The organism is Pleionea litopenaei (assembly GCF_031198435.1).
GTDB classification, from domain to species: Bacteria; Pseudomonadota; Gammaproteobacteria; order Enterobacterales; family Kangiellaceae; genus Pleionea; species Pleionea litopenaei.
Genome location: NZ_CP133548.1, coordinates 4216621 through 4235781 on the forward strand (window position 1 = coordinate 4216621; position 19161 = coordinate 4235781).

The 19161-nt window shown below is 43.1% G+C and carries 19 protein-coding genes and 1 tRNA gene; 18 read left to right on the forward strand and 2 right to left on the reverse strand.

The genetic code is table 11. From position 1 onward, the window contains the following. Positions 1–27 precede the first annotated feature (27 nt). The 18 genes from cpaB to pgi all read left to right on the forward strand — a co-directional run bounded on the left by cpaB (position 28) and on the right by pgi (position 17855). Positions 28–993 carry a Flp pilus assembly protein CpaB gene (gene cpaB, locus Q9312_RS18750; RefSeq protein ID WP_309202389.1) on the forward strand — a complete coding sequence of 322 codons (966 nt, stop codon included), beginning with the start codon at positions 28–30 and terminating at the stop codon, positions 991–993. Positions 994–1008: 15 nt separating this feature from the next. Continuing rightward, positions 1009–2310, forward strand: coding sequence for a type II and III secretion system protein family protein (locus Q9312_RS18755; protein WP_309202390.1), 1302 nt, complete (start codon positions 1009–1011; stop codon positions 2308–2310). A gap of 6 nt (positions 2311–2316) precedes the next feature. After that, the gene (locus Q9312_RS18760; protein ID WP_309202391.1) at positions 2317–4110 is read left to right on the forward strand and encodes a TadA family conjugal transfer-associated ATPase; all 1794 of its coding nucleotides are present in this window, start codon (positions 2317–2319) and stop codon (positions 4108–4110) included. After that, on the forward strand, positions 4107–4958 hold the full coding sequence (locus Q9312_RS18765; RefSeq protein ID WP_309202392.1) for a type II secretion system F family protein: 852 nt from the start codon (positions 4107–4109) through the stop codon (positions 4956–4958). Before Q9312_RS18760 ends, Q9312_RS18765 begins: the two co-directional genes overlap by 4 nt. Further along, on the forward strand, positions 4951–5832 hold the full coding sequence (locus tag Q9312_RS18770) for a type II secretion system F family protein (RefSeq protein ID WP_309202393.1): 882 nt from the start codon (positions 4951–4953) through the stop codon (positions 5830–5832). Before Q9312_RS18765 ends, Q9312_RS18770 begins: the two co-directional genes overlap by 8 nt. A 12-nt stretch (positions 5833–5844) precedes the next feature. Further along, positions 5845–6201: a DUF192 domain-containing protein gene (locus tag Q9312_RS18775; protein WP_309202394.1), complete on the forward strand. Its 357-nt coding sequence runs from the start codon at positions 5845–5847 to the stop codon at positions 6199–6201. Further along, on the forward strand, positions 6198–6659 hold the full coding sequence (locus Q9312_RS18780; RefSeq protein WP_309202395.1) for a tetratricopeptide repeat protein: 462 nt from the start codon (positions 6198–6200) through the stop codon (positions 6657–6659). Before Q9312_RS18775 ends, Q9312_RS18780 begins: the two co-directional genes overlap by 4 nt. After that, positions 6656–7441, forward strand: coding sequence for a TadE/TadG family type IV pilus assembly protein (locus tag Q9312_RS18785; RefSeq protein WP_309202396.1), 786 nt, complete (start codon positions 6656–6658; stop codon positions 7439–7441). Before Q9312_RS18780 ends, Q9312_RS18785 begins: the two co-directional genes overlap by 4 nt. A 9-nt stretch (positions 7442–7450) precedes the next feature. After that, the gene (locus tag Q9312_RS18790; protein WP_309202397.1) at positions 7451–8392 is read left to right on the forward strand and encodes an OmpA family protein; all 942 of its coding nucleotides are present in this window, start codon (positions 7451–7453) and stop codon (positions 8390–8392) included. Between the two features lie 117 nt (positions 8393–8509). Continuing rightward, positions 8510–9208, forward strand: coding sequence for a (d)CMP kinase (cmk, locus tag Q9312_RS18795; protein WP_309202398.1), 699 nt, complete (start codon positions 8510–8512; stop codon positions 9206–9208). 151 nt (positions 9209–9359) lie between these two features. Continuing rightward, on the forward strand, positions 9360–11042 hold the full coding sequence (gene rpsA / locus Q9312_RS18800; protein ID WP_309202399.1) for a 30S ribosomal protein S1: 1683 nt from the start codon (positions 9360–9362) through the stop codon (positions 11040–11042). A gap of 131 nt (positions 11043–11173) precedes the next feature. Then, positions 11174–11470 (forward strand): integration host factor subunit beta, encoded by a 297-nt coding sequence (gene ihfB / locus Q9312_RS18805; protein ID WP_309202400.1) that lies wholly within the window; start codon positions 11174–11176, stop codon positions 11468–11470. A gap of 88 nt (positions 11471–11558) precedes the next feature. Continuing rightward, positions 11559–11852, forward strand: coding sequence for a LapA family protein (locus Q9312_RS18810; protein ID WP_309202401.1), 294 nt, complete (start codon positions 11559–11561; stop codon positions 11850–11852). Next, entirely contained in the window at positions 11852–13027 is a 1176-nt protein-coding gene (gene lapB / locus Q9312_RS18815; RefSeq protein ID WP_309202402.1) for a lipopolysaccharide assembly protein LapB, read from the forward strand. The genes Q9312_RS18810 and lapB overlap by 1 nt, the downstream gene beginning before the upstream one ends. Before the next feature lie 2 nt (positions 13028–13029). Further along, on the forward strand, positions 13030–13746 hold the full coding sequence (pyrF, locus tag Q9312_RS18820) for an orotidine-5'-phosphate decarboxylase (protein ID WP_309202403.1): 717 nt from the start codon (positions 13030–13032) through the stop codon (positions 13744–13746). A gap of 106 nt (positions 13747–13852) precedes the next feature. After that, positions 13853–14209, forward strand: a complete 357-nt coding sequence (locus tag Q9312_RS18825) for a ComEA family DNA-binding protein (protein ID WP_309202404.1) — start codon at positions 13853–13855, stop codon at positions 14207–14209. Positions 14210–14520: 311 nt separating this feature from the next. After that, positions 14521–15993 carry a mannose-1-phosphate guanylyltransferase/mannose-6-phosphate isomerase gene (locus tag Q9312_RS18830; protein ID WP_309202405.1) on the forward strand — a complete coding sequence of 491 codons (1473 nt, stop codon included), beginning with the start codon at positions 14521–14523 and terminating at the stop codon, positions 15991–15993. A gap of 329 nt (positions 15994–16322) precedes the next feature. Further along, positions 16323–17855: a glucose-6-phosphate isomerase gene (gene pgi / locus Q9312_RS18835; protein WP_309202406.1), complete on the forward strand. Its 1533-nt coding sequence runs from the start codon at positions 16323–16325 to the stop codon at positions 17853–17855. A gap of 102 nt (positions 17856–17957) precedes the next feature. On the opposite strand, the gene rrtA is transcribed toward pgi, so the two are convergent. Together rrtA and Q9312_RS18845 are read right to left on the reverse strand one after the other, a co-directional pair. Then, a complete protein-coding gene (gene rrtA / locus Q9312_RS18840) occupies positions 17958–18542 on the reverse strand; it encodes a rhombosortase (RefSeq protein ID WP_309202407.1) in 585 nt (194 codons plus the stop codon). A 405-nt stretch (positions 18543–18947) separates the two neighbouring features. After that, positions 18948–19024: transfer RNA gene (locus tag Q9312_RS18845), tRNA-Asn, on the reverse strand. Positions 19025–19161: the final 137 nt, after the last annotated feature.

A 19161-nucleotide genomic window follows, 5' to 3' on the forward strand; every position in this document is an offset into this window, starting at 1 on the left:
CTAATGTAGTTGCAAAGGAGTATCGTAATGGCTGCTACGCAAAATATAAAGTCGTGGGGAATTCTAGCGTTTGCGATCGCAATTGCAGCGGTAGCATTTTGGTTAACCACCACTTACTTGTCGCAAAAAGAATCCAACTTGCGTAATCAGATCGAAAATGAGCAAGGTGAAATGGTTCCGGTTGTAGTTGCCTCGACTGATGTTAAACCAGGGGATGTGTTGAGTGGTCAAAATATGGCTGTGGCAGAAGTGCCTGCTGAGTTTGTATCCGGATCTGCAGTATCGCCACAAGATTTTGGCTTATTTGAGGGGCAAGTGGTTCGCCATTATATGACGCCCGGCGAGCCCTTATTAAACCATTATGTGGCAGGGCTTGGTATCGAACGCTTTTCTGACTTGTTAGATAGCGGGGAACGAGCTGTAACTTTAGAGATAGATAACCTGAACTCGGTAGCCGGCATGATCCTCCCTGGAGACTTTGTTGATATCATGTTGGTCGCCGACGATGAAAGTAATAGCTTAGATCCCAATGCAATGGTACGAAATCTAAAGCCTCTGTTGCAAAAAGTTCGCATTCTAGCGGTAGATGCACTTTCTTTGGTGTCCAAGGAGCAAGATTTTGTCACCTTTAACAACGGCGCTGATTCATTGTCCTACTCGAGTGTTACTGTTGGTGTTTCTTTTGATGACGCGGCCAAGCTTATTTTAGCGCGTGATGTGGGTGATATCGTTTTTATGCTGCGTAATAAAGAAGATATTAACTTACTTAAAGCCGACTTAGTCACGAAACAAGACTTAATGGGTGCCGGTAGCGGAGCGAGCCAAACTTACAAATTTTTTGGCGGATCTCAGGCTGCTAATGGTGTGATAACGCCTACCACTAAAACTTTTCAACAAAGCGTAACCACTTTGTCTGCTTATAAGTCGAAAGTGCATTTGAATGCTGTTGAAGAAATTAAGAAGAACGCTTCTGCCGAAGTTAATTCTCGTTAAGAACAAGGAAGTAGTATGTTAAGGGTAATTTTTTTCTGTTTGAGCGTTGTGCTGGTAGCTACTAATATTCATGCTAAAAGTAATCGTTCGCTAAATTTATATGTTGGCTCAGTTAAATCCATTCAAGTCGGAGAAGTGATTCGGGTTGCAGTAGGTCGTGATGACATTCTGGCTACCAGCATTCTTGAAAATGGAGAGTTGCTGCTGGTTCCAAGAGCGCCCGGCGAGACCGACTTACACATCTGGAAAAAAGGCGAGCGTAAACTTAGCTATCGAGTAAACATCACTCAAGAAAATATCAGTAAGAATATTCAATCAATTCGCTCCATTCTTTCTGGATTTAAAAGTATTACGGTCCGTTCTGTAAACGGTATTGTAGTCGTAGATGGTAAGGTTCAGCCAGAGCGTTTCGATTTATTGCAAGGCATCGTGGCGCAGTTTCCTGGGGTTATTTCTTTAGTAACGCCGGAAGATGTTGTATTGCGTGATATGATTCGCATGGAAGTACAAGTGCTTGAGTTAAACAAGAGCTTTTCAAGAGATCTAGGTCTGGATTGGGATAACTCAATTGCCGGTCCTTCGGTTAGCTATGTGCAAAACATTAATCCGAACGGCCGATATGTGTTTATGAACGAAAACAATCCATTTATTGAATTGTTTGATCCGAGTAATCCAACTATTTCTCTGGATGATAAGTCTAGTTTTTCTTATTCGGGTCTACAAACGGGTATTACTTCTGTTGTTCGCTTACTGCAAGATGATGGTGTTGCTCGTGTTCTTGCTGAACCATCGTTGAGTACGCGCAGTGGAGAGTCGGCAACTTTTCAATCGGGTGGACAATACCCAATAGCAGTATTGAATGAGTTTGGTCAACCGGTTGTGCAAATGCAAGACTATGGCATCCAGCTTGAAATTACGCCTTTATCAGATGCTGACGGCAATATTATCTCTCGCGTTAGAGCTGAAATGAGTACCATAGATTTCGCGACTCAAGTGAATGGCGTGCCTGGTATTTTAACTCGTAATACCGAGTCGGTGATCAATCTTAAAAATGGTGAAACCATGGTGATTAGCGGTTTATTGCAGTCGTCAGACAGTAAGTCAATTGAAAGCTTACCTTTCCTTGGCGATATTCCAATTTTAGGCGAGCTGTTTAAATCGCGCAGCTTTCAAGAAAACCGTACTGAATTGGTTATTTTGGTGACGCCTAAAATCGTTGACGGCGATGCTGAACTTCCCGAGCACCTTAAGCAACATCTAGAAAAGCTCAGACAAGTACAGAAGTCCACTAAGATTGAAGATGACTTATTGGAGTAGTCTGACATGTTTCAGGTAAGTGTGAGAACCAGCAAGGGAACCAAAGTCGCGGATTTAGTTTGCACTGAAGATGTTTGCTTGGTTGGAAAAGATGCTGAATGCTTTGTTAACTTGCATGGTTGGAAGGTGGCAAAAGAGCATGCGAAATTAACTCAAACCGATAATGGTATCTATATTCAGGACTTAGGCTCCAAGCTTGGAACTTTAGTTAACGGTAATAAAGTTACGCAGTTTGGTCCGCTCACTGAAGCTGATGAAATTGAAATTCACTCTTACAAGATTAAAATCAAAGGTGGACAACGCTCGACTAGTAAAAAAGAAACAAGTAGTCCGTCACCGGAGACATCATCCGTTGTGAACTCATTACCGGTTGAGAGCATTCAAAAAACAGTAACAGAGACAATCAGTCACCCGGCGGAACAAATTTTGGCGGATATCGATAAGGAAAAATCAGACATCGATACGGCAGCTAATTTGGATCTCGATGGTCAATCAAAGAGTTTAAGTGATACCGAGCATGCCGATAATGTGCGTCAATGGCGAAGCCGTGTGCATGCTGATTTGCTTAAGCAAATGGATCTTCGTCGGATCAATGTTAACAGCATGAGCGATGAAGAATTGCGTGAAATGACGCGGAAAATGATTGACGATATTGTTAATAATTTTACTGATCTGCCAAGCGCAATAAACAAACAGGAGTTATCCAATCAAGTGCTCGATGAAGCGGTGGGGCTGGGACCGCTAGAAACTTTGATTGCAATGGATGATGTAAGCGAGATCATGGTTAATGCAGCTGACGAAATCTTTTATGAAAAGTCCGGCAATTTATTCAAATCCGATGTAACCTTTACCGATGATCGAGCAGTACTGTCAGCGATTGAGAGGATTGTCACGCCTCTTGGACGACGTATCGATGAGAGTTCTCCTGCGGTCGATGCGCGCTTGAAAGATGGCTCGCGGGTTAACGCGGTGATACCGCCGATTGCTTTAAAAGGCCCTTGCATTACCATTCGTAAATTTATGAAAGAGCGGTTAACTGCGCAGCATTTGGTTGGCTTTGGTTCAATTAGTAATGAAATGGTTAAGTTTGTTGAGACTGCGGTTACCAATAAACAAAACATTGTAATTTCAGGCGGTACCGGTTCGGGTAAAACTACTCTATTGAATGTAATGTCGAACTTTATACCCGATAATGAACGTATCATCACCGTGGAAGATGCCGCTGAACTCAAGTTGTATCAATCAAATCTTATTTCGTTAGAAGCAAGACCTCCTAATCAAGAAGGTAAAGGTGCTGTTCCCATTCGCGAGTTAGTTAAAAACTGTTTGCGGATGCGTCCCGATCGTATTGTAGTAGGGGAGTGTCGTGGCGGTGAAGCGCTGGATATGCTGCAGGCAATGAATACCGGGCACGATGGCTCATTAACCACTGCGCATGCTAACAGTCCGCGCGATTGTATTTCTCGACTTGAAGTTATGGTGATGATGGCGGGGATGGATTTGCCGATCATCGCAATTCGCGAGCAGATTTCTTCTGCGGTCAATATTATTGTACAGCAAACTCGATTTGCTTGTGGCACGCGAAAAGTCACCAGTATCGCTGAAGTCTCAGGTGTTGAGGGAAATCGTGTACAATTAGGCGAAATATTTAAGTTCAAGCAAACTGGGTTTGATAGCAAAGGAAAAGTGAAAGGACATTTTGAAGCTACGGGTATTGTACCGCAGTTTTATGAAAACTTAGCTAAGCGTGGTATTGCGGTCGATATGGAAATATTTTCCACCGGGAGGGTTATGGAGTGAACCAAAACTTCCTATTAGCCGCTTTATTTGCCGTATCGGCCGCTTTACTTACTTTTATAGTCGCGCATGTATTGTCGCGCGCAGCGGTTAAATACCGAGAGAACTTTACCGAACAAGCAAAGGTTAAGCTCTCCGACCTCTTCTTATTTATTGAACCCGAAAGACTTTTCATCATAAATATGGTGATTATCTTTATGAGTTTTTTGTTGGTTTGGTTGTGGACTGGACACTGGATCCCCGCTTTAATCGCTTCGTTTCTTGTTGGCTTTTCTCCGCCAATTCTTTACCGCATGTTTAAGAAGCGAAGAAACCAAACTTTTATTAAACATTTGCCCGATATGTTGCAATCATGCTCGACTGCAATGAAAGCGGGCTCAAGTTTGAACCAAGCGATTGAATCGGTAGTGATGGAAGAGTCAGGGCCGATTAGTCAAGAGTTTGACTTGTTTCTGCGAGAGCTTCGTGTAGGTGTTGATTTTAATGAAGCGCTGAATAACTTACACGATAGGATTCCCGAAATGGATCTTAAGCTAGTGATTTCAGGCATGCAAATATCGCGAGAAATCGGCGGTAACTTGGCTGATACACTTGAGCGTATGGCGGATACTTTGCGCAGAAAAATTGAAATGGAAGGAAAGATCGACTCCTTAACGGCACAAGGCCGCGCGCAGGGTTTCGTTATGACGGCATTACCGATTTTGTTAGGCGTTATTCTTTATCAAATGGAACCAGAACAAATGTCGCTGCTATGGACACGTTGGTACGGCTGGATTTGCATCGGTATTGTGGTGTTCCTTGAGGTAATTGGATATGTCTTTATCAGAAAAATAGTGAATATCGATGTCTGAGTCTATTCTTGCCATTTTAATCGCGAGCTGCGCCAGTGTGGCTGTGTCGCTTTTTGTTTATTCATTGTACCAAATCAAACAAGAAGTACCGGATGATGATCGGGAGTATATGGATCCCTTGCCCCCGATGGTGAAATTAATATGGCCGTTAATTTCCATTTTCGCTCATTATATTGGAGAACGACTATCTGTTGAGTACATAGAGAAAAGTAAGATTAACTTACAACGCTCTGGTCTTGGCTACATGTTAACGCCACAACAGTTTTTTGGGTTGCAGGTGGTCTCTGGAATTCTTTGTGGTGTGGTCACTTGGTGGTGTTTATCGATGTTGGACAAACCAGCGGGTTTGGCAATTATCGTTTTAGCAGTGCTTGGATTTTTACTACCGCAATTAAATTTGTCAGATCGACGTAAAAAACGTGAGAACGAGATTATTCGACTGTTACCAGTCTATCTCGACTTTATTACGATGTCGGTCGAGGCGGGAATGAATTTAAATGGCGCGTTAATGCAGGCAGTGGATAAGGCACCAAAAGGGGCTCTTAATATTGAGCTTCAAAAAGTACTGCGCGACATTAAAGCCGGTGTTGGTAAGATCGATGCGCTTCGTAATATGTCTGAGCGATTAGAAATTAAAGAAATTTCTAATCTAGTTTCAGCGCTTGCTCAGGCAGAAAAGTCCGGCGCAAGTGTGGGTGTTACCTTGCGAATTCAATCCGATCAGCGCCGTGTCGAACGCTTTCAGCGAGCCGAGAAGTTGGCAATGCAGGCGCCGGTTAAATTAGTCGGGCCTTTGGTAATGTTTATATTCCCAACCACCTTTATTATTTTGTTTTTTCCAATTGCAACGCAGCTTGTTGACGCGTTTAGTTAAGGCTTAATTGTAATGGATAAAGGGAAATTACTGCGCGGACGGGATGAAGTTATTCTTGAGGAGCTATTGCTTCCAGTAAGTTTTTGGGAGCGATTTAAAGGATTGCTGGGTAAACGCTGCCTACCAATTAGCAGTGGCATGTTGTTTGAGAATTGCTCGTCGATTCACATGTTAGGAATGAGGATTCCACTCGACATTGTGTTTTTAGATAAGCATTTTAAAGTCGTCCAATTGATTAGCCAGTTGGCTAAGAACAAATTCGCAATGTGCCGCCAAGCTCAGCACACTTTGGAGTTAAGCGAAGGAGCAATCGACCATTTTCAGATTGCTTTAGGCCAACAGCTAGAGATTAAAAGGGGAAAGGTATGAGCCGATGGTTAAGTTTAGTCATAGCCGTTGTATTGGTATCGGGTTGCGCTAGTAGCAACAAGGTAAATGTGGCTGCAACAGGAGATAGTGCTCCATTGTCGAAACGGCTTGCCGAGGCTGATCGCGTTTATGAAGAAGCGAGGCTTCCAAAAGCTGAAACTTTATATCTTGGAATCGTTCGTGATCACCCTAAAAGCACCAATGCTTGGTTGCGACTTGGCAATATTTATATGCGACAAGGACGAGTTAAGGGAGCAATACGTTGTTTCGAGGAAGTATTAAAACTTGATCCGAAAGACGGTCGTGCTTGGTATAACTTATCGTTAGCAAGAGTAAGACAAGCTATAGATACCTTAGAGCAAGGTGAGAAAGTCGTGCCGATCGATTCAGCCCACCATATCTACTTAGTAGAGTTGCACTCTCGCCTCAATAGTAAAATGTCTGGAGAGCAACAATGAAAACAATGCGCATTCCGCGCGGTCAAGCGATTACTGAGTTAATTATTATTATCCCAATTTTATTGATTTTGCTTTTTGGGATTTTTGAGTTTACTTATGCTTATCGCGCCAAGACGACCATGAATGTGGCAACCTTTGAGGCAGCCCGAGCGGGTGCGCTAAACCATGCGCGACTAGCACCAATGCGCGATGCTCTGGGGCGCGGGATGATGCCTCTTTATGTTAAAGGTGATTCTTCTCTCTATGGCTTAGGTAAAGCTAAATTTTGGATGGAAGCTGAGCAAAAGGCTATCGATGTCGCTGCTTCTAAAATCGGTGGCATTGAAATGGTGGAGGTGATCAGCCCCACTAAGAGCATGTTTGATGCATTTAAAAGTAATCGACTGATGCGGTTAAATGGGGGAAAGAAAGATGTCTATGTTGATGTAATTCCCAATGACAACCTCAATTTTCGCGCAACGGACTTAAAAAAAGTTAAAGTAACTCTAGATGGGAAAACCGTTGATGTTGATCAGAATGTGCAAGATGCTAATTTATTGAAGATAAAAGCGCTTTGGTGCTATCAATTGAAAGTACCCGGTTTGAAAGATTTAATTGTCAAAACGGTGGAAGGTTCATTTGGGGTTATAAGTGCTTCGCCCGAACAGAAAGTTTGCTCCGCCATTGATAAAGCTTTTAATCTTGGCGGTGGTAATCGACGAAGTATTGCGATTGTTTCGCATGCGGTAGTACGTATGCAAAGTCCAATTGTTTATGACAGTACAGAGAAAAATTTGAAATAGGAAAGGATTATGAAAGTCTTAGCATTGACGTTGTTTTTGTTGTTCAACACAGTGTTTACAAGCGCGAATTGTTTCGCCGAACAAACAGTCGTTCATGTCGGTGAGGACGCCGAGCTGTTTCGTCAATGGCAACGAGTACAAGATAACTACCAATTGATCAAAGGTCGAATAATTTTTCAAGAAAGTGATTCCGAATTTTACTCTAAAGGTTATCGAGTGGAAGACTCTTCACTGTTGCTTGGCGCGGTTACTCGAGAAATTTACGATTACCGAATTGAACAAAGCTCTTCAAATGTATTCGATCAAGTGCGTAAAAGCTTGAACGCACAGGGATTCTCTGAGCAATTTGTTTGCTCCGGTGGCGATTGTGGTGAAGTTGATGGCTGGCGTTTGTACTTACATGATTTGATTGGCTACCAAACCGAAACTCAGCACTACATAGCGGCGGTCAAGCACAATGAGGCCAGCGCGCAAAGTCAGTATGTTGCGGTTTACGTTAATGATATTGATGGTCAACCACGTACTTTGGTAGATGTGATCACTAAGCCAACCGAGCATCGCTTTGATGTGGTGGTCAATACCAATGATATAGCCAAAACCATCGAGAAAGACGGAAAGGTAGTGCTATCGGGAATATATTTTGAAACAGATTCAGCGACGCTTGATCCATCCTCCTTGGCACAAGTAAAAGCAATGAGTGAGTTTATTAAAGCGCATCAAGGAAAGCAGTTTGCAGTAGTCGGCCACACCGACAATGTTGGAAGTGGACAATACAACGAGCAGCTGGCGAAGAACCGTGCACAAGCGGTCGTTAAACTTATGCTGCAAAAATTTGATGTGAAACCTCAACAGGTGATGGCGAAGGGTTTGGGTCCTTATGCACCGGTAACTTCTAATTCCGATGAGAACGGCAAAGCGCTGAATCGTCGGGTAGAGTTAATTTTACTGTGAGATCGGCACTTTTTTAATCTCAATCGTAACTTTTCTTGCCATTGTTTCCCGTAAGACAATTGGTTATCGGAGATAAATTGCTTACAATAGCGCCAGTTTTTTATTCGGCGCTTTTTTATGTCTGACTTTAATGATTCGAATAACGCACCCGTGATAACCATTGACGGACCTTCCGGAGCCGGGAAGGGGGCCATTGCTTATCGCTTGGCGCAACATTTTGGCTGGCCGCTACTCGACAGCGGCGCGATTTATCGCGTACTTGGACTGGCCGCAGAGCGCGCCGGTTTGTCGCCTGCCGAGGTTGAGCCATTAGTTGAGCTGGCGACCCACCTTCCTTTAACTTTCGTGGCCGATGATGCTAGCGGCGAAGTGGTTGCTAACTTAGATGGACAACCTGTCGGCGATTTGATCCGTACTGATGAAGCCGGCGCGCGCGCCAGTCAATATGCATCCATCCCCGAAGTTAGAGCTGCATTGTTGCAACGCCAACGCGACTTTCAAGTGGCGCCTGGATTGGTGGCCGATGGTCGCGATATGGGCACCATTGTGTTTCCCCGAGCCGAAGTGAAAATTTTCCTAACCGCTAGCGCTGAAACCCGCGCCAATAGGCGCTTTAAGCAGTTGAAAGAGAAAGGAATAAGTGCTAGTCTATGCGCCCTTCTGGAAAGCATAAAAGCACGCGATGAGCGTGACCGCACCCGTTCTGTGGCACCTTTGGTACCCGCAGAGGGGGCTTTTGTCGTTGATAGCTCAACGTTATCAATAGACGAAGTGTTTTCCCAAGTAGTTGAATATACAAAGAAAAAGCTCGGCTAACTGAATCGAGTAGACGGCTTTTTTACGGAAAAGTTCATTCTTGCCGCACGGATGATGGTGAGTTTTTTAATAGACCCGGTTTTTCAGGATTTGACAAAACTGGACGAAATACAGCCATAAATATTTGGCTAAACAATCTAGGAATCTGGTAATGAGCGAAAATTTCGCAGAATTGTTTGAGCAAAGTCTTCAAGAAGTAGAAATGCGTCCAGGCGCGATCATCACAGGTACTGTTGTTGCTATCGATAGCGAAATGGTTACTGTGAACGCAGGCCTGAAATCTGAAGGTGTTATCCCACGTGACCAATTCACCAATGCATCGGGTGAGTTAGAAGTTGAAGTTGGCGACACCGTAGAAGTTGCTTTAGACGCAATTGAAGATGGATTTGGTGAGACTCGTCTTTCTCGTGAACGCGCGAAGCGCTTCGAAACTTGGAAAGAGCTTGAAAAAGCCCACGAAGCTGGCGAGAAAGTTTACGGTGTTATCACTGGCAAGGTTAAAGGTGGATTTACTGTTGAAATCAACAAAATCCGAGCCTTCTTACCAGGTTCTTTGGTTGATGTTCGTCCGTTACGTGACACTGCTCACTTAGAAAACAAAGAGCTAGAATTTAAAGTCATCAAATTAGATCAGAAACGCAACAACGTTGTTGTTTCACGTCGTAGCGTTATCGAAGACGAGAACAGTGCTGAGCGCGATGAGTTGTTAGCTAAGCTAACTGAAGGCGCAGAAGCAAAAGGTATCGTTAAGAACTTGACTGATTACGGTGCATTCGTTGATTTAGGCGGTGTTGACGGTCTTCTTCATATCACTGATATGAGCTGGAAGCGTGTTAAACATCCTTCTGAAATCGTTCAAGTAGGCGATGAAATCAACGTTAAAGTATTGAAGTTCGACAAAGATAAGCAACGTGTATCTTTAGGTCTTAAGCAACTAGGTGAAGACCCATGGGTAGATATCGCACGTCGTTACCCTGAAGGTGCTCGCATTTTCGGTCGTGTAACTAACTTGACTGATTACGGCTGCTTCGTTGAAATCGAAGAAGGCGTAGAAGGTCTTGTTCACGTGTCTGAAATGGACTGGACTAACAAGAATATTCACCCAAGCAAAGTGGTAAACTTGGGCGATGAAGTTGAAGTCTTGGTATTGGATATTGATGAAGAGCGTCGTCGTATCTCTCTTGGTATCAAACAATGCAAAGCAAACCCTTGGAATGAGTTCGCGTCTAAACAAGACAAAGGCGACCGTGTTAAAGGCAAAATCAAATCTATCACTGATTTCGGTATCTTCATCGGTTTAGACGGTGGAATCGACGGCCTTGTTCACTTATCAGACATCTCTTGGAGCTTGCCTGGTGAAGAAGCGGTACGTGACTTCAAGAAAGGCGACGAAGTTGAAGCGGTTGTATTGGCTGTTGACGCTGAGCGTGAGCGTATCTCTCTTGGTATCAAACAAGTTGATGAAGATCCTTTCTCAGGTTACATGTCATCGAACTCTAAAGGTGCCATCGTAAATGGTAAAGTTATCGAAGTTGACGCTAAAGGCGCTAAAATCGAGCTTTCTGATAATGTAGAAGGTTACTTACGCGCTTCTGAAATCAGTGCAGAGCGTGTAGAAGATGCTTCTAAGCACTTAAGCGTTGGTGATGACGTTGAAGCTAAGTTCATCGGTGTTGACCGTAAGAACCGTGTAATCAACTTGTCTATCAAAGCAAAAGATCATGCAGAAGAGCAAAAAGCGATTAAAGAGTTCAGCAAAGAGCAGTCTGATGATGCCGCTCCAGCGACTCTTGGTGATTTGTTAAAAGAGCAAATGGACCAACAAGACGCTTAATTGCATCTGTAATTGAGATTAAATGCACTTAATCCATTGATTAAGTGCATTTTTTTTTGATCTCTTATCCCGTTTTGTACTATCTTATGTGTTACATAACCTTTTGAATAACAAGGAAAACGGGTTTTAGCATGACCAAATCAGAACTCATAGAGCGTTTGGCCGCCCATCAGACGCAATTATCAGCAAAAGATGTTGAGTTGGTGGTGAAAAGCCTTTTAGAGCACATGGCGCAAGCTTTGGCTCGAGGCGAACGTATTGAAATTCGCGGCTTCGGTAGTTTTTCTTTGCATTTTCGAGCCCCGCGTACCGGCCGTAACCCTAAGACAGGGGATGCTGTGACGTTAGCTGGAAAATACGTTCCCCATTTCAAACCCGGTAAAGAGTTACGTGATCGAGTTAATGAGAGTCTTCAAGAGCAGCAATGAAGAAATCTAAGGGTTTTCAAAGGCAGTCATTGACCTGCCTTTTTTTATGCCTGAAAATTGGCATTCGAGTATTTAGGGGAGGTGTCACTTGCGCGGCTTATTAACTATTTTACTGATGATTGTGGTGTGCGCAGTGTCGTTGCTATTTTTCGCCCAAAACAATCAAGACGTTGTTCTGTCTTATTTTATCGGTGAGTCGAATATCCCTTTGTCTTTCATCATTTTAGCCAGCTTAATCATAGGTATCGCGATTGGGCTTCTGGTTTTGAGCTCCTCATTGGTCAAACACAAATTTCGGGCCCGTCAATTCGAGAAAAGATTAGAGCAAAAAAAGCAGGAGCTTGAGAACCTAAGAGCATTACCATTACGAGACGATTATTGATGAGCGACGTGTTGTTCTATCTGGTTGTTCTAATGCTACCAATCGCTGCGATCAGCGGTTATCGGCTGGGGCGACGAGGGAGAAAGTCGACGAGTAGTAGCGAAGGAGGCCTGTCACGTCGTTACTTCGTGGGTCTTAACTATCTGTTGAATGAACAGCCTGATAAAGCCATCGACACCTTTGTTAAAATGCTGGAAGTTGACTCAGAGACGGTTGAGACGCATCTCGCGTTAGGGAATTTATTTCGAAAGCGTGGAGAAGTTGATCGTGCGATTCGATTGCATCAAAACCTAATCGCTCGCCCCTCATTGAGTCCCGAAGTTCGCAATTTGTCTCTGCTTGAGTTGGGCCTAGACTATATGGCTGCTGGGCTTTTTGATCGCGCCGAGAGCATCTTTAAAGAATTACGCACCGAACCTAAGCATAAAGCGGTGAGTCTTCAGCAGCTCATGTTTATTTATCAGCAAACGAAAGACTGGGAACAAGCGGTCACGGTTGCTGAGCAGCTGCAATCAGTTGATCATCAAGATCATGCTCCAGAGATTGCTCATTTCTATTGTGAGCTGGCTGAGAAACAAATACAACAAGGCGACTCGAAGCCTGCGATGGTCTCATTGAAACGTGCTTTGCAGTTTGATCCCAATTGTATTCGAGCAAACATTATTCGAAGTGATATTGCGTTTAATCAAGGCCAATTTAAGCAGGCGATTAAATATTACCGAGAAATGATTAAACAGAATTCAGCGTTTGTTCCTGAGATTATTGAACGAGTTGCCGCGACCTATCAGCAGCTTGGTGATACGAAAGGGTATCAGTCGTTTTTAGAAAATTCTCTTGAATCTGGAGAGAGTCCTACGGTTGTGTTGGCCTATGCTGAAATACTGCGTAAGCAAAAAGGCGATCGTGTTGCCGCCGATTTTATTGCTCAACAATTGCAACAAAAGCCGTCGCTAAAAGGGTTATTGAAGTTAATAGAAATGCATATCGAGCATGCTCAACCGAGTGCTCGGCCCAGTCTTGAAATTTTATTTGATATTGTTAATCGATCTTATCAGTCGAAAGCAGCTTACCGTTGTTTAAATTGTGGCTTTGGAAGTAAAGCTTTATTTTGGCAATGCCCGAGCTGTAAAAGCTGGAGTTCAGTTAAACCAGTTGTTGGTTTAGAAGGAGAGTAGTTTTGTCTTTCAGTTTGTCACCTATTGTGGTCGCTTTAGATTTTGATAATGAGAGAGAAGCGCTAGCGCTCATCGATCAGCTCGATCCTAAAATGTGTCGCTTAAAAATCGGAAAAGAAATGTTTACTCATTTCGGTCCTAATTTTGTTAAAGCATTAGTTGAGCGCCAGTATGACGTTTTTCTCGATCTTAAGTTTCACGATATCCCAAACACAGTAGCGAAAGCATGTCGTGCAGCTGCTGATTTGGGCGTTTGGATGGTTAATGTTCATGCCAGCGGCGGCGAAAAAATGATGAGTAAGGCCAAAGAGTCGTTACAAAGCTTTGGTGACGATGCTCCGTTACTCATTGCTGTCACGGTGTTAACCAGTATGTCAGAACCGGAGTTACATCAAGTTGGTGTGAGCGGAAACCTAGATGAACAGGTATTGCGACTAGCAACATTAACACGAGACTGTGGTCTTGACGGTGTCGTTTGTTCTGCTCAAGAAGCCCAGACATTAAAAAGTGCACTTGGACAGGCTTTTAAGTTAGTAACGCCTGGAATACGATTGGCAACGTCGGCGAAAGATGATCAGACGAGAGTGATGACGCCTGATCAAGCAATAATTAACGGTTCAGATTATTTGGTGATCGGTCGTCCAATTACCCAATCGAGTCAACCGCTTCAAACCTTGTGCGAAATTACTGAATCTATTGCAGACACATTGAAGGCGTAAAGTTACGCAACTAGAATACTGCGGTCTACTTTATGGAGTAACGTTTATACGTTTAAGTAGATGAACCATCAATGATGATTTAAATGATTAATTAAAGGAGATAATTATGAAATCATTTTTTTACGCAGTACTTCTAAAAATAACGCTTTTTATTTCTGCAATGAGTTTTTTTGTCACCGCTGTCGAGGCTAATGAGTCGTCAACGAATGCATTGCCAAATAAAACATTATCAAAACAGTCTCAACTAGCCAAGGTAGAAGCGAAGGTTCAAGTCGTTTATTTGAATAAAGCCTCTGCGGAAGAAATTGCTCAAAAGCTTAATGGCGTTGGAATTAAAAAAGCGCAGGCAATAATTGAGCTTCGTAACAAGCTCGGTAAGTTTAAGCGAGTGGAGCAAATTCTCGATGTAAAGGGTATCGGTAGGGCAACCTTAGAGAAAAATCAACATCTATTAAAGTTATAAATCTGACACTCTATGACCAAGGGCTAGGCAGCTAGCTCTTGGCTACAAGCCAGTCGATATTTATCGCGTTTGGAACACATCGTATTGTGTTTGAATCATGTATCAAGAGAGAAGGCTTTCTTTAGCTTTCCGCCCAATAGAAAATTTAAAAGAGTAATATTTTAAAAAAGTAATATTTTAAAAGAGTAATATTTTAAAAGAGTAATAGAAAAGTTGGTAGCATGAGGGGTAGTAATAATTTTATGAAGAAATCGTTTAAAGAAATCGTTTAAAGAAATCGTAAGAAATCATAAGAATTCATAAGAAAAGTTATGACAAAAATTGTTCCTATTGTTCTGGCGGGTGGACGTGGTACACGTTTGTGGCCTTTATCGAGGCAAGATTACCCAAAGCCATTTTTACAACTCGAAGCGGACAGCGAAAGTCTTTATCAAAGTACTTTGAAACGGTGCCAAAGCTTAGCTGAGTTGGATTCTCGTGTGGTGCCTCCTGTGGTTGTCGCAAACCATCGACATCGTTTTCTAGTGGCTCAACAAGCGCTCGAACTCAATTGTAAACTCTCGGCGCTGATTATCGAGCCGATTGAAAGAAACACTGCTGCTGCCTTTAGTTCTGCAGTCATGTGGGCAAAGGAGCAATGGGGTGACGCACAGTGTATTTTGCTTCCTGCCGATCATGAACTGGATGATTCAAAACAGTTTGTATTAACGCTTCTAACGCTAGTGAACTCTCTGATTGCTTCTTCGACCAGCGTTACTGTGGGGTTGTTAGGTGTACGTGCTAGCGAACCAAGCAATCAATTCGGATACATGAAAACACAAGGTGATCACTTCGATAATCCTATTAATCAATCTGGAACCCGTTCGGTGATTTCATTCATAGAGAAACCACCGCTGGAACGAGCTGAAACTCTAGTTAAAGAAGAAGGTTGGTTTTGGAACTCGGGAGTCTATGCCTGCTCGACTGAACACTGGGCTTCTATACTTAACTCGATTGATTCCCATTTCAAAGCGTTAATCGAATCTGCTGTACAAAATGCTGCACAAGACTTGGAGTTTTTGCGATTGCCAGTGGATGATTATAAGAAGGTTAAAAATATATCCGTTGACTACTTCGTGATGGAAAAAGTCGATGAGTTGAGTCAAATGAACGTCGAGTGTCGAATGCTTGAACTAAATTGTGAATGGCAAGACAGCGGTACTTGGTTGAATTACAGCCATCAATGGCCGGTTGATGATTTGGGTAACCGAGTGCATGGGCCGGTCGAAAATATTGAGTCGCGCAATAACGTAGTTTATTCCGATGAGGCTTTGGTTGTCACTCATGGCATTAAGAATCAGCTTATTGTCGTGACTCAAGACTGCGTGTATGTCGGAGATAAATTAGGGTTAGATAAAACGACGTTTAAACAGTTTGCACAGAAAGAGCACTCTCAATTACTGCATCATCGACGCCAGTTTCGACCATGGGGATATTTTGAAGTTATTGCCACTGGAACGCATTTTCAAGTAAAGCGATTATCGATCAATGCTCACAGTCGACTATCACTACAATCGCATCAACATCGTTCCGAACACTGGATCCTTGTGAGTGGGGTAGCGTCGGTTATTCGAGGTGACGAAGAGTTTCAATTAAACACTAATGAGTCGACCTTTATTCCTTGTGGAGTTGTACATCGATTGAGCAACCCGAGTAACGAGATACTCGAATTAATTGAAGTACAGACTGGTCAAATTATTGATGAAGACGATATTATGCGCTTCAACGATGATTTTGGGCGTTAAGCTACGTTTAATGACTTAGCATGTCTTGATTGTTTTCACTGGGCTAGATTGTTTAAATGGGTTTTATTGTTTAAAAAGACCTGCTTTAACTAGAGTCGGCTGTCACGATTAGATGTGTCGCATGGATAAGGCGGCAGTAATTAGTCTGGCAAAAAGTAAGGGAGTTAGGCTCCCATTGATTCAATTAAATTCTATGGAATGACTGTCAATTATTCTGTGTATTTCGTAGAATATTTGGATCCTATAAGGATATTATAATTATGAAAATTAATTCAAACACAAAGTCAGCCACTGGCAGTTAATGAAATAACGATTTACAGGGGACTGACATGAACACATTTCAATGGCCCAGCCAGCTAATCGATATGGCTGAGGAACTGGGTAAACGTCGTACCGTCGATTTATTCGATGATGTTCGACCATCACAGTTGTCACAATCGCATGACGGCATCACGATTGATTTTTCTAAGAACAAAATCACTTCTGACGTGGTAGATGAGTTATTGAACTTAGCGCAAGCACGTGGTCTTGAAGATAAGATAAAGTCTATGTTCAACGGCGAACGGATCAACACCACGGAAGATCGAGCTGTATTACACACGTTGCTACGCAGCTCTTCGAGTGAACTTACTGAATATGCTGACGTTCTAGCTGCGCGTGAAAAAGCTTCTCGTTTTGCCGAGCAGCTTCGTCAAAAGAAAGTCAGGGGAGCCACCGGGCAAACGATTGATACCATCATCAATATTGGCATCGGTGGATCAGACTTGGGGCCTCGATTATTATTAGAAGCTTTCGAGCACCATGTTCAGCCGAACTTAACGGTGCATTGCCTTAGCGATGTCGATTATCAACATATCGCGCAGTTATTAAATTCTGTCGACTTAGAGAAAACATTGTTTATTTTATGCTCGAAGTCATTCACCACTTGGGAAACACAAGCCAATGCTCAACTAGCCATTCAAGCGCTGAAACGAAAGGTCTCTGAAACTGAGTGGGCAAAACATTTTGCGGGGGTTGCCGTCGATGAATCGGCAATGACTGCTTTTGGAATTCTTCCAGAGAGGCAATTTAAGATTTGGGATTTTATTGGGGGGCGCTATTCAATTTGGTCTTCGGTGGGTTTGGTCGCAAGAATTGCACTCGGAAATGAGCGAGTCGATGAGTTCTTGAGCGGCGGAGAGGCGATGGATAAGCATTTTTGTAATGCACCGTTAAAGCAAAACTTACCCGTGCTGCTGGCTATGGTTCAAATATGGAACATTAATTTTTTGAAGCACTCTGTTTTTATTACGCTGCCTTATCACCATAGCTTAGCTCGCTTTCCCGATTACCAACAGCAACTTGAAATGGAGTCAAACGGTAAGGCTGTTACCTTGCAAGGAGAGTCGCTCGACTATTCAACGTGTCCTTATTTGTTTGGCCAGCTCGGGCTGAACGCTCAGCATGCATTTATGCAACTGGTGCATCAAAGCCAACATAATAGCTATCTTGAGTTTATTGCGGTGCCAGAAAAGGCTGTGTCTTTTGAAGACGATGTCGCTTTTCGCAGCTGTTTAGCGCAATCTCGAGCGTTGATGACGGGTACCGATGAAACCGTTGACTCTGCGAAGCAGTGTCCTGGAGATCGACCGTCGACAACCATTGTGCTTGATGAAATGTCACCCTCAATGCTTGGTAAACTGATTGCCCTTTATGAGCATAAAGTTTTCGTACAAAGTGTTATATGGGGAATTAATGCATTTGATCAGTTTGGGGTCGAACTTGGCAAAAATATTGCGAAGAGTTTAACCTATGCGAGTCATGATGACTCATCAGTCGATGCATCAACGCGAACCTTGATACGGCGGTTTTCTAAGTCGTAATTCAATGGTGATCATAGATAGATTGTTCAAGTTGTTCGTCTATCTATGATCAGCTATGGATCCAATCAAGTTATCCTCAGTTCATTCGTAGCAGTGGCGCTGCTATTGTGAGCTTTCGTCTTTATTTAGCTTAATCATCAATGGGGCAATGATGGCACCTGAAAGTGCTCCCCAGAGGTGAGAGTCTACGGCAACGCGCGCGTTAATCAGTGACTCTAAGGAAGCTGACCCACCATACATTTGTTCAAAGGTAAGTTTGCTAGCCACCGCAATTAATACCGCAATGGAAATAGCGCGATTGTATCTGAAATCAATCATTGCAAACGTCACGATGATTCCATGTAGTGCTCCAGAGAGCCCGACATATCGTTGCATCTCGGGTGAAAATGCCAGTAGTAGGGACGTTGTGCCCAACATGGTAAGTATTACCAGAAGAGGATGCCACTTCGGCTGGCACAGATCGTAGTAGAAATACCAGATAACCCATAACCCACCCATATTAAGTAATAGGTGGTAACCATTGGAGTGCAATAAATTTGCGGTGAGTAATCGCCAGGCTTCGCCATTTAAGATGGTGCTACGCTCAAAAATTAGCTGCTCGAGTAAGCTGTGTGGCAGCAGCGCAACGAGTGCACAGATCAGTGTGATGAGAACTGGCGCGATAAAACGCTTAATTTTTGCTTTCATAAATTGAAGAGTTTAACGTCTAAAGGTCGAGACTATACCAGCAAATTGGAGCAAGCTCACAGACTGATTGTGTTTAATACTCACACTTTCAAAAACTTAGTTGGCTTTATCAACAGGCTCATTGCGCCGCAGATACCCTGGAATTTTAAGCAGTTAGATGTACTTCACTCATTTAGATGTATTTCATGCAATTAAAATGGGCTGATTCGTTATTCTTAGTTTGCTAGCGAAAGACGTGTGGATTTTAGATATGGATGCTAAAGGCGACAGACTCAGATTGTCTTGAAATAATTCGGTCCTGAACATAAATAGGATCTGAAAATAATTGATCTGAAAATAACTAACGGCTGTAAATAATTCGGGCCTGAAAACAAAAAAAGGCCGCTTGCGCGGCCTTTCAGTATTTGGCTCCCCCTCCCCGATTTGAACGGGGGACCTGCGGATTAACAGTCCGTCGCTCTAACCAGCTGAGCTAAGGGGGAATAATCCCGTCCCTCTCGGAACGGAGCGCAATATTATAAGAACAAATCGTAAGGGTCAACACTCAAATCCCGAAAAAGTTAAAAAAAACTAAAATTGGACAGCGAATCACCAAAGATGCTTGGAATTTGTTCATGAA